This is a genomic window from Oryzophilus luti, from assembly GCF_059726245.1.
Window position 1 is genome coordinate 3,081,371 of sequence record NZ_AP040874.1, and the last position, 14,331, is coordinate 3,095,701.

The 14,331-nt window shown below is 63.4% G+C and carries 12 protein-coding genes; 8 read left to right on the forward strand and 4 right to left on the reverse strand.

What is annotated here, in order from left to right; all coding sequences use genetic code 11:
• Positions 1 to 104 precede the first annotated feature (104 nt).
• The gene (locus AC6IZO_RS13055) at positions 105 to 1,154 is read right to left on the reverse strand and encodes an AI-2E family transporter (RefSeq protein WP_497805305.1); all 1,050 of its coding nucleotides are present in this window, start codon (positions 1,152 to 1,154) and stop codon (positions 105 to 107) included.
• A gap of 221 nt (positions 1,155 to 1,375) precedes the next feature.
• Between AC6IZO_RS13055 and coaD the strand changes: the two genes are divergently transcribed.
• The 5 genes from coaD to AC6IZO_RS13080 all read left to right on the forward strand — a co-directional run bounded on the left by coaD (position 1,376) and on the right by AC6IZO_RS13080 (position 6,950).
• The gene (coaD, locus tag AC6IZO_RS13060; RefSeq protein ID WP_497805307.1) at positions 1,376 to 1,867 is read left to right on the forward strand and encodes a pantetheine-phosphate adenylyltransferase; all 492 of its coding nucleotides are present in this window, start codon (positions 1,376 to 1,378) and stop codon (positions 1,865 to 1,867) included.
• 100 nt (positions 1,868 to 1,967) lie between these two features.
• On the forward strand, positions 1,968 to 3,164 hold the full coding sequence (locus AC6IZO_RS13065; RefSeq protein ID WP_497805309.1) for a pyridoxal phosphate-dependent aminotransferase: 1,197 nt from the start codon (positions 1,968 to 1,970) through the stop codon (positions 3,162 to 3,164).
• A gap of 173 nt (positions 3,165 to 3,337) precedes the next feature.
• On the forward strand, positions 3,338 to 4,309 hold the full coding sequence (locus AC6IZO_RS13070; protein WP_497805311.1) for a type I phosphomannose isomerase catalytic subunit: 972 nt from the start codon (positions 3,338 to 3,340) through the stop codon (positions 4,307 to 4,309).
• Between the two features lie 32 nt (positions 4,310 to 4,341).
• A complete protein-coding gene (locus AC6IZO_RS13075; RefSeq protein WP_497805313.1) occupies positions 4,342 to 5,514 on the forward strand; it encodes a mannose-1-phosphate guanylyltransferase in 1,173 nt (390 codons plus the stop codon).
• Between the two features lie 14 nt (positions 5,515 to 5,528).
• Complete coding sequence (locus AC6IZO_RS13080) at positions 5,529 to 6,950, forward strand: phosphohexomutase domain-containing protein (RefSeq protein ID WP_497805315.1); 1,422 nt, start codon at positions 5,529 to 5,531, stop codon at positions 6,948 to 6,950.
• A 337-nt stretch (positions 6,951 to 7,287) separates the two neighbouring features.
• On the opposite strand, the gene AC6IZO_RS13085 is transcribed toward AC6IZO_RS13080, so the two are convergent.
• From AC6IZO_RS13085 to AC6IZO_RS13095, 3 genes are read right to left on the reverse strand one after another with little or no spacing between them, the layout of a single operon-like run.
• Positions 7,288 to 7,899 carry a hypothetical protein gene (locus tag AC6IZO_RS13085; RefSeq protein WP_497805317.1) on the reverse strand — a complete coding sequence of 204 codons (612 nt, stop codon included), beginning with the start codon at positions 7,897 to 7,899 and terminating at the stop codon, positions 7,288 to 7,290.
• Positions 7,900 to 7,940: 41 nt separating this feature from the next.
• On the reverse strand, positions 7,941 to 9,509 hold the full coding sequence (locus tag AC6IZO_RS13090; RefSeq protein ID WP_497805319.1) for an FAD-dependent thymidylate synthase: 1,569 nt from the start codon (positions 9,507 to 9,509) through the stop codon (positions 7,941 to 7,943).
• 60 nt (positions 9,510 to 9,569) lie between these two features.
• Entirely contained in the window at positions 9,570 to 11,192 is a 1,623-nt protein-coding gene (locus AC6IZO_RS13095; RefSeq protein WP_497805321.1) for a DHA2 family efflux MFS transporter permease subunit, read from the reverse strand.
• Positions 11,193 to 11,364: 172 nt separating this feature from the next.
• On the opposite strand from AC6IZO_RS13095, the gene AC6IZO_RS13100 reads away from it, so the two are divergent.
• The 3 genes from AC6IZO_RS13100 to AC6IZO_RS13110 all read left to right on the forward strand — a co-directional run bounded on the left by AC6IZO_RS13100 (position 11,365) and on the right by AC6IZO_RS13110 (position 14,307).
• Positions 11,365 to 12,129, forward strand: a complete 765-nt coding sequence (locus AC6IZO_RS13100; protein ID WP_497805323.1) for a DUF5686 family protein — start codon at positions 11,365 to 11,367, stop codon at positions 12,127 to 12,129.
• Positions 12,130 to 12,173: 44 nt separating this feature from the next.
• Positions 12,174 to 12,989, forward strand: coding sequence for a YqjF family protein (locus AC6IZO_RS13105; RefSeq protein ID WP_497805325.1), 816 nt, complete (start codon positions 12,174 to 12,176; stop codon positions 12,987 to 12,989).
• A 100-nt stretch (positions 12,990 to 13,089) separates the two neighbouring features.
• Positions 13,090 to 14,307, forward strand: coding sequence for a cation:proton antiporter (locus tag AC6IZO_RS13110; protein ID WP_497805327.1), 1,218 nt, complete (start codon positions 13,090 to 13,092; stop codon positions 14,305 to 14,307).
• Positions 14,308 to 14,331 lie beyond the last annotated feature (24 nt).

Sequence of the window (14,331 nt, forward strand, 5' to 3'; positions counted from 1 at the left end):
CGCCGGGTTCTTTGCACAGAGTTGTGAAAATGAAAGCCCCGCAGGTGCGGGGCTTTCGTTTGATATCTGAAAACTCGAAACTTGAAACCCGAAACCGTTCGGCTCTAGTCCTGCGCTGCGCCGTCGGCGGCGTACTGCTTCAGCCGCTTCCACAAGATTCGTATGGTGGCGATGGCGGGCACGGAGAGATAGATGCCGGCGACACCCGCCATTTCGCCGCCGATCAGCACGCCGAGGATCGAGGCCAGCGGCGAGATGTCAACGCGGCTGCCAAGCACGTGCGGCTGCACTAGGTAGTCCTGCAGCAGCCGCCAGATCACAAGGAAGGCCAGCACCATCCACAGGTGCGGATAGTTGGTGGCAAAGCTGACGCAGAGGATGAGCGCACCAGCCGTCATGGGGCCGACCAGCGGAATGAACTCCATGACGCCGCCGATGACGCCAAGCGCGAAGGCATACGGCACGCGCATGACGCTGAGCACGATCATGTAGCTGGCGGCGGAGATGGCCGCCACGTAGAGTTGTGCGCGCACAAAGTGCGCCAGCATCTCGTCCAGGTCATTGAGCACGCCGCGCAGCAGTTCGCGGTGCCGTCCGCGTTCAGCCAGCCGGGAAATTGCCTCCAGCATTTCGCCGCGACCGGAGAGGAAGAAGACGGCGAGGATCGGGATCAGCACGATCCAGAAGCTGTTGGCGGCCACTTCGCCAATGCGGGCGCTGGCCGTCTGTATGCGCGCCACGGCCTCCTCGCGGTGCGACATGAGGAAGCCCTGAAGGCGCTGCTGGGTTTGCAGGCTCCAGCCGCGCTGCTGTCCGAGTTGCTCCACAATCTGCCCGTTGGCCACCTTGGCGTAAAAATCCGGCGCCAGTGTGAGCAGGTTCTGTGCTTCGCTCTCCACGCGCGGACCGGCAGCGGCGCCGAGTGTCACCAGCAGGGCCAGCATCAGCAGATAGACGGTACCGATGGCCAGGCCGCGGCGTCCGCGGTAGAGCTGTTGCAGGCGGCCCACAAGGGGCTCCAGCAGGTAGGCAAACAACATGGAGAACAGGACGATGAGCAGCGTTTTGCGTGCCGTCCACAGAAAGGCCAGCACCGCCGCCAGGAACAGCAGGGTGAGCGCCACGCGAAGAGTTGTGCGATCCAGCCAGGACATAAGAATGGCAGCATTATAGGGCCTGCGGGCGCTCAAGCCGACCGGCAACCACCCACGACACGGGCCGGAGCCGGTTCCGCGCGGCCACGGCGGGTTGCGAATGCCCCGCGCGCAGCCGTAGAATGCAAGCCCAAGGCGGGCGACTCGACCCGCCATCGTTGATTCGACCCAATAGTGGTGTTTCCCAAGCGGCAAGCAGCTTTGCGCCCACGAGAGGTCCGTTGAAAAAAGTCATCGCGGTTTATCCCGGCACGTTTGACCCGCCCACGAACGGGCACCTGGATCTGATCCATCGCAGCACGCGGATGTTCGACGAAGTGGTGGTCGCGGTGCTGAAGAACAAGGACAAGCAACCGCTGTTCACCGTGGAAGAGCGCGTGGACATGCTGCGCGAGCTGACCGCGCCGTTCGCGAATGTGCGCGTCGACTGGTTCCAGGGCCTGCTGGTGGATTACGTCCGCCAGGTGAACGCACAGGCCGTGCTGCGCGGCATACGCGCCGTCAGCGACTACGAATACGAAATGCAGATGGTGTGGGCCAACCGCAAGCTGGACCCGTCGCTGGAAACCATCTTCATGATGCCCTCGGAAGCCTACTCGTTCCTCAGCTCGCGGCTGGTGCGGCAGGTGGCGGCCTTCGGCGGCAACGTCAAGGAATTTGTACCGGCCAGCGTGGCCGAGCGGCTGCGCGCAAAGTACGAACAGAACAAGTAACGCACGCCGTACACAAGATCGAGGCGACCGTCCCGCAAGAGGATGGCGCACAGCAGTCAGGCAAGTCCCCTCAATTTCATAGAAGAAGGAAAGAGTCACCATGTCCGTCAGCACCGCACCGAAGACGCAATTGTCCGCACGCATCCAACGCATCGCCCCTTCCGCCACCATGGCCGTGGTTGCCGCCGCAGACAAGCTGCGGCAGCAGGGCATCGACGTGGCCAACTTCGGCGCCGGTGAGCCGCACTTCTCCACCCCGAAGCACATTAAGGACGCCGCCATTGCGGCCATCAACGCGGACTTCACCCGCTACACCGCCGTTCCGGGCACGCTCGAGCTGCGCGAGGCCATTGCCAAGCGCCACGCCGAGGACTTCGGCTCCAGCTACACGCGCGAGGAGGCCATTGCCTCCACCGGCGGCAAGCACGCGCTGTTCAACGCCTTCCAGGTGCTTGTCGATCACGGTGACGAGGTCATCATCCCGGTGCCGTACTGGGTCTCGTTCAAGGACATTGTGGAGTACGGCGGCGGCAAGTGCGTCTTCGTGCAGTGCGACGAGTCGCGCGGCTTCATGCTGACGGCCGAGATGGTTGAGAAGGCCATTACGCCGAAGACCAAGGTCATCCTCGTCAACTCGCCCTCGAACCCGTCGGGCGCGGTCTTCCCGCCGGAAGAGTTGAAGAAGATTGCCAAGCTGGCAGCCGAGCGCGGCATCTACCTGCTCAGCGACGAGTGCTACGTCTACCTGAACTACGGCGGCGACAACTTCTCGCTGGGCTCGCTCACCGAGTACAAGGAGAACCTGATCATCGTCGGGTCGCTCTCCAAGACCTATGCCATGACCGGCTGGCGACTCGGCTTCACGCTGGCCCCGGCACCGCTCATCAAGCAGTTCCAGAAGCTGCAGAGCCAGTCGACCTCGAACCCGACCTCGATTGTGCAGAAGGCGGCGGTGGCGGCCCTGACCGGCCCGCAGGAGTGCGTGGCCGAGATGAAGGCCGACTACATCCGCCTGCGCGACATTATCGTTGACGGAATGAATGACATTCCAGGGATCAAGTGTCACAAGCCCGAAGGCGCCTTCTACGTCTACCCGAACATCTCGTCGTACTTTGGCAAGGGCGGCATGCAGAACAGCTCTGACGTGGCCACCAAGCTGCTGAACGATGCGCACGTGGCCGTGGTTCCGGGCGAGGCCTTTGGCACCACCGCGCACATCCGCCTCTCTTATGCCACCTCGGAAAAGGTCATTCGTGAGGGTCTGGCGCGCATGAAGAAGTTCTTCACCAGCTTCTAAGGCTGCATGGTTTCCCGCGAGCCCCCGGTGTGCCGGGGGCTTTGCTTTTGCCGCTGGGGAAATGGTGGAACATTGGGCGCGACGGCTTGGCGGCCAAGGTCGGCGGGTTCCCTGCTCGACGCCGGCGACGAACGCTTTTCCACGCTGGCGCCTCCTGCTAGAGTGTTACCTTGATGGCCGACCTTTACCCCCTGCTGCTGCAGCCGGAATTTCGAGAGCGCATCTGGGGCTCGCATGACCTGCGGCCCATCTACACGCGCGTGGTCAGCCATGAGGCGATCGGCGAGTCGTGGGTTGCCGCCGACGACTGCCGCGTGACGAACGGCCCGCTGGCCGGACGCACGCTTGGCGAGCTCTGCCGCGAGTTCGGCGCCGCATTGGTGGGTGGCAAGGCCGCGCACAGTGACCGTTTCCCCCTGCTCATCAAGTTCCTTTTTCCTCGCGAGCGGCTGAGTGTGCAGGTTCACCCGGACGACACCGACGCACGCTGCGAAGGCGAGCCCTGCGGCAAAACCGAGTGCTGGTACGTGGTGCGCGCCAAGGAAGGCGCGCAGGTGGGCCTGGGCCTGAAGCCGGGCACGACCAAAGAGCAGTTCCGCCAGGCCATTGCCGAAAACCGCGCCGAGCAGTGCCTTGACTGGCTGGAAGTGAAGGCCGGGGACATGGTCTACGTTGATGCCGGCACCGTACACGCCATCGGCCCCGACAGCATCATCGTGGAGACGCAGCAGAACTCCGACACCACCTACCGGTTGTACGATTACGGACGCCCGCGCCAGCTTCACCTGGAAAAAGGCATGGCCGCCATGCACGAGCACACCTCCGCCGGGCTGATACCTCGGCAGGAGGGTGAGGATTGCGATGTGCTGGTGCAGTGCCGCTGCTTTATGGTGGAAGAACTGGTGCTTGGCCCCGGCGAGAGCCGCACCGGAGTGGTTTCTTCCGCTTCCGCGCACGTGCTGGTTGCCTCCGAGGGCGTTGGTGTTGTGGAATGGAAAGGCTCGCCGGTAACGCTGCAGTGCGGAGAGGCCATTGTGATGCCCGCCGCGCTGGGCGAATACCGCGTGCATCCGCAGTGGGCCATGAAGCTGTTGCGCATGCGGATGCCCGATGAGCAAGACCTGCGTTGCCGCAGCGTGTTGTAAGCACGCGGCAGGCGCATTCGCGCGAGGACACTTTGGCCACCCGAAAGAACGCCACTCCGAAGAAGAAGACCGCCTCTGCCCGCACCAGCCCGGTCAAACTTGGCCGCCCGCAGTTTTATCCCGTGATTCTGGCCGGAGGGCGCGGCACGCGCTTCTGGCCGCTGAGCCGCCGGGCCTTTGCCAAGCAACTGCTGCCGCTGAACAGCTCGCGCTCGATGATTCAGGAGACGGTGGACCGCCTGCTGCCGGTGACCGACGCAAAGAACGTCTGGGTGGTGAGTAACGGCGCGCTCTACGCCAACATCTCGCGACAGTTGCGTGCACTGAACAAGAAGCAGATTCTTGCCGAACCCATGGGCCGCAACACAGCGCCCGCCATCGGGCTGATGGCGTTCATCCTGTTGCACCACGATCCCGACGCCATCCTCGGACTCTTTCCCAGCGACCACGTCATCGAAAACGAGCGCCGCTTCCAGCGCGACCTGCGGCTGGCGGTGAAGATTGCCTCCGAAGGCGAGAACATCGTCGTCATGGGCGTCAAGCCCACGCGGCCCGAGACCGGTTATGGCTACATTGAGACCGGCGCCGAGGCGCAGAAGGGCGTGCTCAAAGTCCGCCGCTTTGTGGAGAAGCCGAAGGCTGAGGTGGCCGGGCAATACCTGGCTGCCGGCAATTTCTTCTGGAACAGCGGCATGTTCGTCTGGTCGGCTTCCACTCTGGCGGGCGCGCTGATGGAATACCTGCCCGAGACGGCCGCACTGCTCGACGACATCGCCGTCACCTACGGGACGAAGAAGTTCGAAGCCACCTTCCGCCGCCTCTACCCCAAGTGCATTGACAAGAGCGTTGACTACGGCATCCTTGAGCCGCGCTCCGCGCTGGGTGAAGACAAGAGCAATATCTACTGCATCCCGGCCGATTTCGGCTGGAATGACCTGGGTTCCTGGTCGGCGCACTATGAGCACCGACTGGCGCAGCAGCCCAACGCCCAGGGCAACGTCATCACCGCTAAGGACGAGTTCCTGCTCGACGCCGCGCGCAACTACATTCACGCGCCGGGCAAGTTCGTTGCCGCCATCGGAGTGGAAGACCTCGTGGTGGTCGACTCCGGTGACGCGCTGCTGATCACGCGCCGCGACCGCGCGCAGGACGTGGGCAAGGTTGTGAAACATCTGGACGAAAAGAAACTGAACAAACTCACTTAAGGACTCCGAGACTCATGGCTAGCGATATCAAGTTCGGCACGGATGGCTGGCGCGGCGTAATCGCCGACGACTACACCTACGCCAACGTGCGCCGCGTGGCGCACGCCATTGCCCATTACGTTCATAAGCATGAAGACCCCTCGCGCAGCGTGCTGGTTGGCTACGACACGCGCTTTGGCTCGCGCAACTTTGCCGAGCTTACGGCCGAGGCGCTGGCGGCCAGCGGCCTGCACGTGCAGTTGGCCAATGAGATCACGCCAACGCCCGCCGTCTCCTACATGGTGAAGAAGCTCGGCACGGCCGGCGCCGTCATGATCACCAGCAGTCACAACCCATGGAACTGGAACGGCGTGAAGTGGAAGGCCACCTACGGCGGCTCGGCCACCCCGGCGATCATCAAGCAGATTGAGAGCTACATTGACGCAACACCCATCACCAAGCCGGGCGGCAAGGTCACCGAGCTGGACTTCAAGACGCCTTACATCGAGGGCCTGAAGCAGTTTGTCGATCTCTCCGTCATCGCCAAGAGCGGCATGAAGCTGCTCATCGACGTGATGTACGGCGCGGGCCGCGGCGTGTTGAAGGGCATGTTCACCGAGGCAGGCATTCCGCACGTTGAAATCCGCAGCGAGCTGAATCCGCTCTTCCCCGGCATCAACCCCGAACCGATTCTGCCGCACGTGAAGGCCGCCATGGAGGCCGTGGTGGCCAACCACTGCCAGGGCGCGTTCATCACCGACGGCGATGCCGACCGCATTGGCGCGGCCACCGAAAAGGGCGAGTACGTCACCTCGCACATGTGCTACGCCGTGCTGCTGCAATGGCTGCTGCGCCATCGTCCGGAGTGGGGTGGCGTGGTCACGCGCGCCTTCAACACCACCGGCATGCTCGACCGCATTGCCAAGGCGCACGGACGCGAACTGATCGAGCACGGCATCGGCTTCAAGTATGTGGCCGATATCGTCCTGAGCGGCCGCGAGGTGCTCATCGGCGGCGAGGAGTCGGGCGGCATCGGCATTCCGCGCTTCCTGCCCGAGCGCGACGGCGTGCTGAACTCGTTGCTGCTGGCCACTGCCATGGCCGAGGAAGGCAAGTCGCTGGGCGAATTGATTGAGGACCTGCAGAAGACCTACGGACGACAGGCTTATGGCCGCCGCGACCTGCGCCTGACCGAAGAGGTGAAGCAGAACGCGCTGAAGCGCTGTGCCGAAGGCCCGAAGACGTTTGGCCGCTACAAGGTGGTTCGCAGCGGAGACCTGGATGGCTACAAGTTCTACCTGGACGCGCCGAACCACGATGGCCGCGACATGGAGGCCTGGGTGCTCGTGCGCGGCTCCGGCACCGAGCCACTGTTGCGCGTCTACTGCGAAGCCGCCACGCCGGAGCTGGTCGAGGAGATCCTCAACTCGGCGCTGGAGTTCGTGAACGCGAAGTAAGGAAACAGAGTTTCAAGTTTTGAGTCTCGAGACTTGAGGCTGAGAATCAAATGCCCCATCGTTGCGGCTCATGGCGAGCATGCAGGATGGGGCATTCGTTTGCCCGCGCTTTGTCACTTCTTCCCTTTCCCGTCTGCGCCCCCGCCTGCACATTGCGTCATCCTGAGCGCGGTGCGCAGCACACGCTGCGGCTTCGCCGCGAAGGATCAGCTTTCTGCACGCACGCCGCGACCGCCGCAGCGAAGAAGGAGAAACAGATCCTTCGGCGCCTGGCGCCTCAGGATGACGCTGCTGGGGAGAAGAGAATTACGGGGAACTGAGAACTGGGAACTCTTCTTCAGTCCACCATGTCGCGCACGGCGTCTTCAAACTTCGGATTGCCGAGGTAGGAGTCGAAGGACGGATCGCGGTGGATGTCTGGGAAGCGCTGTCCGCGAGGCAGGTTGGCGCGCGTGGCCCAGGCCTTCTGCAACTCGGCAATGGCGCCGTCGAGGTTGTCCTTCTCCGCCAGTCCACAGGCAAGGTTGTAGTGGTAGAGCGGATACTCTGGGTCTTCGGCAATGGCCTCACGCGCGGCGGCGATGGAACGGTTCAGCTCCCAGGCCAAACCGAGCGAAATAATCTCGCCGTCGCGCACGCCGTGTCGCTCGTCGGAGCTAAGCTGCGGATGCGCGTCATCGCACTTGCGCGCCTTCTCGTACTCCTCTGCCGCGCCCGAATACTTCTTCGTCATGGTGTACAGCTCGGCCAACCCCACGTGCGGCGCGGCCCAGTTCGGGTCGGCCAGCGCGGTTTCCAGGTAGTAGTGCAGGGCGCGCTCCACATCGCGGCGCTGCAACGCCTGCTCGGCGGACTTCAGGCGCTCGCGCGCGGACTTCGCCGGAATATACGTCTGCGCCACGGACGGAATGGCAAGCGCACAAACGAGAGCAAGCAGAAGCGCCTTCATCTTGAGACTCCGTTCATCGCCGGGGTGGAGCTTCCGTGCTCTCACCGCTTCAGCAGGTCGACCGGCTCGTTCACGTCGGTGACGCGGAAGTGGCGCGCCAGCGCCGGATAGCGTTGGGCCACCGCTTCATACATCTTGTACGCCGCCTCACGGTAGCTGAAGTGCCCTGCCGGTCCGGTGCGCAACTCGGTGATGTAGACGGCTTCGGCAAAATCCATTTTGAACAGCGCGCGCTTGCGATAAGCCAGCGGAATCAGGTACTGCGCCTCCGGCGAGACGACACCCGGCGCGGCCTCTCCGGTCAGCTTCGACGCCGCGCTGGCTGCACGTTGCATCGCGGCCTCATAGCGCGTGGCAAGCCCGGCCTCAGCGTATTCCTTTGGCATCTCAAAGCCGTGCGCTGTGGTGTAGGCCTGCAGAATCTGCACGCAGCGGCGATGACGATGCAGATCGCGGAAGCCGCCAATATCCATGAGAATGTCGAAGCGGAAGGCGTGGCCGCTCTGGAAGGCGCGCAGCAGTTCATCGTGACGTCCGCGGTGGTGCACGCCGAGCGCGATGATCTCACTGCGCTCGATGGCCGAGAGCGACTCCACAACTTTGCGAAGCTGCCGGTAGGGATAGATGGAGTGCTCGTAGAGCAGCGTGGTCGCCAGCTCCACCTCCAGCGGCTCCGGCTCCAGCAGGTCGACCATCGGAGCCGACTCCGGCGCGGCGTCATGCATCAGCTCGCGCGCGGCCTGCGCCAGCTCGCGACGGCTCTCCTCGGCGTAGACGTTTGGCTCGGCGTACTTCACCAGCGTGGGCGAGACCTTCACCGGCCGCAGCAGCAGCCCTTCGGCCTTCGCGCCCAGCTCGGCGTTCTCCGCGCGGATGGCCGCCACAAGTTCTTCGTAGGCCTTGCCGTTCACGTTCCACGCGGAGCCTCGGCCCGCCTGCTTCAACAGGGCGCCCAGCTCGCGAATCTCCGGGTGCGGGTCGGTCAGCAGGCGCGAGACCTGCGTCTCCAGCGTGCGCGCGTTCACAATCTGCCCAAGTGAGGTGTTGGTCGCCATCGGCAGCAGGTAGCGGGCGATGTCAAAGGCACGGGCGCGCAGCGTGCGCTCGTAGGCCTCCGGCTTCATCTCAGCCGGACGCGGAGTCTTTGCCACCAGGTGCTCGAACATCCCCTGGCTGAAGTCGCGGTACTCGGCAAAGAGGAAGTCGATGGTCTCGCGGTAGAGCGTGAGCGCCTCGGCGGAGGCAAACGACGGCGTGTAGGTGCCGCTCTTGTTGAAGTCCTGGTAGCGCGTGGAGCGCTCCTGCCCGTCCCAGCGCGTCTCGTCGACCACCACGGTGGCCGCCAGCAGCGAGAGCCGTTCAATGGCGATGGCCACGTGCGCAAGGTCGGCAATGGAGCGGTGCCCGTACTGGAAGTAGAACGTGTCGAGAAACTTTTCAGCCTTCTGCTCGTTCAGCTCCGCCAGCGATTCGCGCATCGACAGCGCCGAGCGCGAGTACTTGGCCATGGCATAGGCCTGCACCTCGGGGTCCGCGCCGTAGACGCAGTAAACATCGGTGGTGTTGGCGGGGGCGGACTGGTGGAAAGCTTCTGGCTTGGCTGCGGGCATGCCCGAATCGTAACCGCGCCGGAGTCTGCAATCAACCTCATTGCAGCAGGAGGGCAAAATCTAGGATTTCTGCGCGTCCGTGGGCGGGTGGTAGTGGCGACGGTGGAAGAACAGCACCAGCAGCACGCAAACTCCGGCGGCGGTGGCCAGCCCCTGAAATACATCGAGATAGGCGGCCAGCGAGGCCTGCTGCTGCACCTGGTGGTAGAGCAGCCCGATGGCCTGCTGCGAACTGGTGGCAAGCTGTCCGCCGCCGCCGTGCGCAACCGCCGAGCTGGTGGCGCTGAGCGCGTTCTGCACCGGCAGGTCATAGGGCGTGATGTGCTGCGCCAGCACGGCCTGGTGCACCTGCGCACGCCGCGCCAGCATGGTGCTGATGGTGGCAATGCCGATGGAGCCACCCATGTTGCGCATCAGGTTGTAGATGCCAGTGGCGTTGCCCATCTCGTGGTTTTCCAGCGTGGCCATGGTCATCATCGTCAGCGGGACAAAGATGGTGCCCGCGGCAAAACCGTTGAAGATGTTCGGCCAGGCCACGGAGGCCGCTCCGATATCGAGCGTGATACCGGAGAACAGGAAGGCCGTGACGGCAAATAGCGAGAAGCTGATGGTCAGCATCATGCGGTTGTCGAGAAAGCCGACCAGCCGCCCGACAATGATGGTGCCAACCATGGCTCCAAAGCCGCGAGGACTCACGGTCATGCCGCTGTCATAGGCCGAGTAACCCATGACCGTCTGCAGGAACAGCGGCAGCGATGAGGTGATGCCGTAGAGCACGCCGCCATAGAGCGTCATGATGGCCGTGCCGACAAGGAAATTGCGGTCGCCGAGCACACGCAGATCCACAATCGGCTGCTCCACCGACAGCTCCCATGCAACAAACGCAATCAAGCCGCCGACGGCAATGACCGTGCCCCAGATGATCCAGTCGGAGCCGAACCAGTCGGACTCCTGCCCCTTATCGAGCACCAGTTGCAACGCGCCCAGCCCGAGCGCCATCAGGCTGAACCCGATGTAGTCGATACGCGAGGTGTCGTGCTTGCGCAGGTAGGGCGGGTCTTCCACAAAGGCGCGCACAAGGAAGTAAGCCAGCACGCCGATGGGCAGGTTGACGTAGAAGATCCAGCGCCAGGAATACGAGTCGGTAATCCAGCCGCCGAGCACCGGGCCGATGACCGGTGCCACAATCACGCCGACGCCATAGGCGGCCATGGCCGGACCGCGCTTATGCAACGGAAAACTCTCCAGCAGGATGGCCTGCGCCAGCGGCTGCATGCCTCCGCCGCCAATGCCCTGCAGCACGCGCGCCAGAATCAGCATGGGCATGGAGATGGCCGCGCCGCACATGACGCTGGTGAGGGTGAACAGGGCAATCGAGAGCAACATGAGGTTGCGCCGCCCGATGCGCCGCGCCAGCCAGCCCGTCGCCGGCAGCATCACCGCATTGGAGACCAGGTAGCTGGTCAACACCCAGGTGGATTCGTCTGTGGAGGCCGAAAGCGAGCCGGCAATGTGAGGCAGCGCCACGTTCGCCACCGAGGAGTCCAACACCACCATGAAGGTGGAGAGCATGACAGACCCGGCGATGACCCACGGCTTGGCCGAGGGCACCCATACCGGTTCTTCCTCCGCGACGCCCTCTGCGGACAATGCGGCTTCAGGCTCTAAGTTGTTCTCACTCATCACGATGCCACTGATTCTGGCCGGCCAGAGGGGCGGTCGAGAATCCCCCACGGATTCCCAATTTCAGGGGATTCGTGTACATTAGTAAGCAGTTGCTTACCGTTTAGGATATCACTTACAGAGGGTTTCCCGACTTTTGCTCCGTTTGAAGCACACCGCGATTTTCTGTCTGATGTGGGTTTTGCTCGTCACCGGGTTGTCTGCCTGGGCGGCGGAGCCGCACACGGTCGCGCTCGCGGATGGGGAGGCAGCCGAGATCGGCCCGGAATATCTGTTGCCGGATGTGGCGCTGCGCACCTACCAAAAGCGCGCCGACGAACAGATCTCGCGGCTGGTGAGCTCCGAAGACAATACCGTGATCCACGCCGAACTGCCCTCCACGGCCCAGAAGGGCGACTACGAACTGCTGCGCAGCTACACTGCCCAGCCGCGCACGCTGCACTATGCCAGCGTCAAGTTTGAAGGCGACGGCTTCATCAAGAGCACGGTCATCATCAAGATGCTCCAGTCGGAAGTGGAGCAGGTGGAGAAGGGCGACCGCGCCTCTACGGCCATCAGCGAACAGAACTACGAGTTCAAGTACAAAGGCCACGAGACGCTCAACGGACGCATGGTGCACGTCTTTGCCTTGAAACCGCGCCGCAAGGCCTCCGGCCTGTTCAAGGGCAAGATCTACATCGACGCGCGCACCGGCAGCCTCTGCCGCATGGAAGGCTCCGTGAGTAAAACGCCGTCGTTCTTCCTGCGCCGCATTGATTTTGTGCAGGACTTCGCCGACATCGACGGCTTTACGGTGCCGACCGAACTGCACTCGACGGCCCGGGCCCACATTGTGGGCCGTGCCCTTGTCAGCATTGTGCACAGCAGCTATCGCCTGACCGCCGCCAATCCCGCCCCCGAAGCAGCGACGCAGGCCGCGCTGGCAACAGCGCAATAACTTCATTTCCCCTTGCACAGGAAGTTGCGGTAGAGTCTCGCCCGATGGAATTGGACGTCAGCACGAGTTACGTTACGGCCGACAGCCTGCTGTACGCGGTCTCGCACCGCCCGTGGCTGCCGCCAGACCGGCCGTGGGCCGTCTCCCAGACCTTTCAGCATGTGCTGTTCGCCAGCTACGCCGTTCCGCCTGAGATTCTGGCGCCACTCATACCGGAGCGTTGCAGCCTCGATCTCTACCAGGGCAGCGCGTGGGTCACCGTCGTCTGCCAGGAGATCAGCGGCCTGCGCGGCAACGGCACGCCAGCTTTGCCGTTCCTGTCGAAATTCCTTGCCGCCGGCGTACGCACGTTTGTCACCTGCGACGGCAAGCCCGGCTACCTGCACCTGAGCTATGACGTGGGCAACCTGAGCGCCGTGTGGACCGCACGGGTCTTCCTGCGTCTGCCCTTCTGGCACGCCGCCACGCAACTGGCTCCGGTCACAACACCGCCGGAATGGAGCGCCGATGCGCCGCCGGTGGCCGTAGCCTTCCGCAGCCAGCGGCTGCATGGCCCGCAGGGGCCGACGGGAGCCCCGAAAATTTCCGTGCGTTACGGAGCCACCGGCACACCGTTCACTCCGCGCCCCGGCACGCTGGAGCAGTTCCTGCTCGATCGCTACTGCTCCTATACGCAGTTGAAGGACCGTCTCTACCGCATGGAGAACCACCACCTGCCGTACAACGTGCAAACGGCCGCCGCGCAGATTTCGGTCAACACGCTGACCGAGCCGCTGGGCTTCATGCTTCCCGCCCAGCCGCAGAATGTGGTCTGCGCCCGCAGCCTGCGCATGCTGCTCTGGTCGGCGGAAAAGCCTTAGCCTGCGCCTCGGAATCCGGCACGATTGTGCCGGTTTTCTTTGTAACAACAGCCCCGTCTCGGTCAAAATAGAAATATCTTTTGTCACGCAAAGGGGACCCATGCACCAAGCCGACAAGCTATTGCTGGAGCTGTTCATCATTTTTGTCTCCGCCAAGGTGTTTGGCGAGGTGTTTGAGCGGCTGAAGCTGCCGGCGGTGCTGGGAGAAATTCTGGCGGGCGTGGTGCTCGGCCCCTACGCTGCGGGCTGGATTCATCCTTCCGAAACCGTGACCTCCATTGCCGAGATCGGCGCCATCTTCCTGCTGTTTACCGTCGGGCTGGAAACGTCGCCGCGTGAGTTGGTTGCGGTCGGCCCCTCGGCACTCGCTGTCGCGCTGGCGGGCGTGATTGTGCCGTTCGGACTCGGCGCGGGCTTTTTGCTGTGGCATAAGGAACCGGCGCACGAAGCGATCTTTGTGGCAGCCGCCATGGTTGCCACCTCGGTCGGCATCACGGCGCGCGTGCTGCGAGACATGAATGTGCTCAAGCGCCGCTCGTCGCAGATCATTCTGGGAGCTGCCGTTTTTGACGACATTCTCGGCATGGTGCTGCTGGGAGTGGTTGTCAGCCTGGCGCAGGGCGCAGGCATCCAGTGGTTGCATCTCGGGCTGGTGACGCTGGAAGCCGCATTCTTCGCGCTGTTCATGATCTTCATCGGGCCACGGCTGGTACGGCGCATGCGTCCGGGACTGGCCCGCATGCAGACGCACGATGCGCCGTTGGCGCTGGCGCTGGGCATCTGCCTGGGCCTCTCGGTGATTTCGACAAAGATCGGCATGGCGGCCATTATCGGCGCGTTCTTTGCCGGGCTGGCCTTCGCCGACTTCTCCGAAGAGTGGAACCTGCAGCCGCGTGTGCTGGCTATTACGCAGTTCCTTTCGCCATTCTTCTTCTTCAGCATGGGCGCGCAACTCGACCTCTCGGTCTTCCACGGTGACGTGCTCGTAATGGCCGCGATCATCAGCGTGCTTGCCGTGGTCAGCAAGTTGATCGGCTGTGGACTGCCGCTCTTCCGCCACGGCTGGCAGTTTATGGCGCAGGTGGGCGTGGGCATGACGCCGCGCGGCGAAGTTGCACTGATCGTCGCGCTGATGGGCCTGAACATGCAGATGATCAGCCAGCGCGCCTACGCCGTGGTGCTGTTCATGACGGCGGTGACCACCGTGCTGCCTCCGCCGCTGCTGCGCCTGCTCTACCGTTCGGAAGTCAAAGACGAGGTTCCGCAGCAATCCTCGGAGCTGGAAGCCGAAGTCGGCCGCCGGGGACGACTGGGTTAAGAGAGACAGTTTTCAAGTTTCGAG

Bases quoted from the DNA above. Each gene is read 5' to 3' on its own strand.
- AC6IZO_RS13055 (WP_497805305.1), bottom strand. From the start codon at position 1,154: ATGTCCTGGCTGGATCGCACAACTCTTCGCGTGGCGCTCACCCTGCTG.
- AC6IZO_RS13065 (WP_497805309.1), top strand. From the start codon at position 1,968: ATGTCCGTCAGCACCGCACCGAAGACGCAATTGTCCGCACGCATCCAA.
- AC6IZO_RS13070 (WP_497805311.1), top strand. From the start codon at position 3,338: ATGGCCGACCTTTACCCCCTGCTGCTGCAGCCGGAATTTCGAGAGCGC.
- AC6IZO_RS13080 (WP_497805315.1), top strand. From the start codon at position 5,529: ATGGCTAGCGATATCAAGTTCGGCACGGATGGCTGGCGCGGCGTAATC.
- AC6IZO_RS13085 (WP_497805317.1), bottom strand. From the start codon at position 7,899: ATGAAGGCGCTTCTGCTTGCTCTCGTTTGTGCGCTTGCCATTCCGTCC.
- AC6IZO_RS13090 (WP_497805319.1), bottom strand. From the start codon at position 9,509: ATGCCCGCAGCCAAGCCAGAAGCTTTCCACCAGTCCGCCCCCGCCAAC.
- AC6IZO_RS13095 (WP_497805321.1), bottom strand. From the start codon at position 11,192: ATGAGTGAGAACAACTTAGAGCCTGAAGCCGCATTGTCCGCAGAGGGC.
- AC6IZO_RS13100 (WP_497805323.1), top strand. From the start codon at position 11,365: ATGTGGGTTTTGCTCGTCACCGGGTTGTCTGCCTGGGCGGCGGAGCCG.
- AC6IZO_RS13105 (WP_497805325.1), top strand. From the start codon at position 12,174: ATGGAATTGGACGTCAGCACGAGTTACGTTACGGCCGACAGCCTGCTG.
- AC6IZO_RS13110 (WP_497805327.1), top strand. From the start codon at position 13,090: ATGCACCAAGCCGACAAGCTATTGCTGGAGCTGTTCATCATTTTTGTC.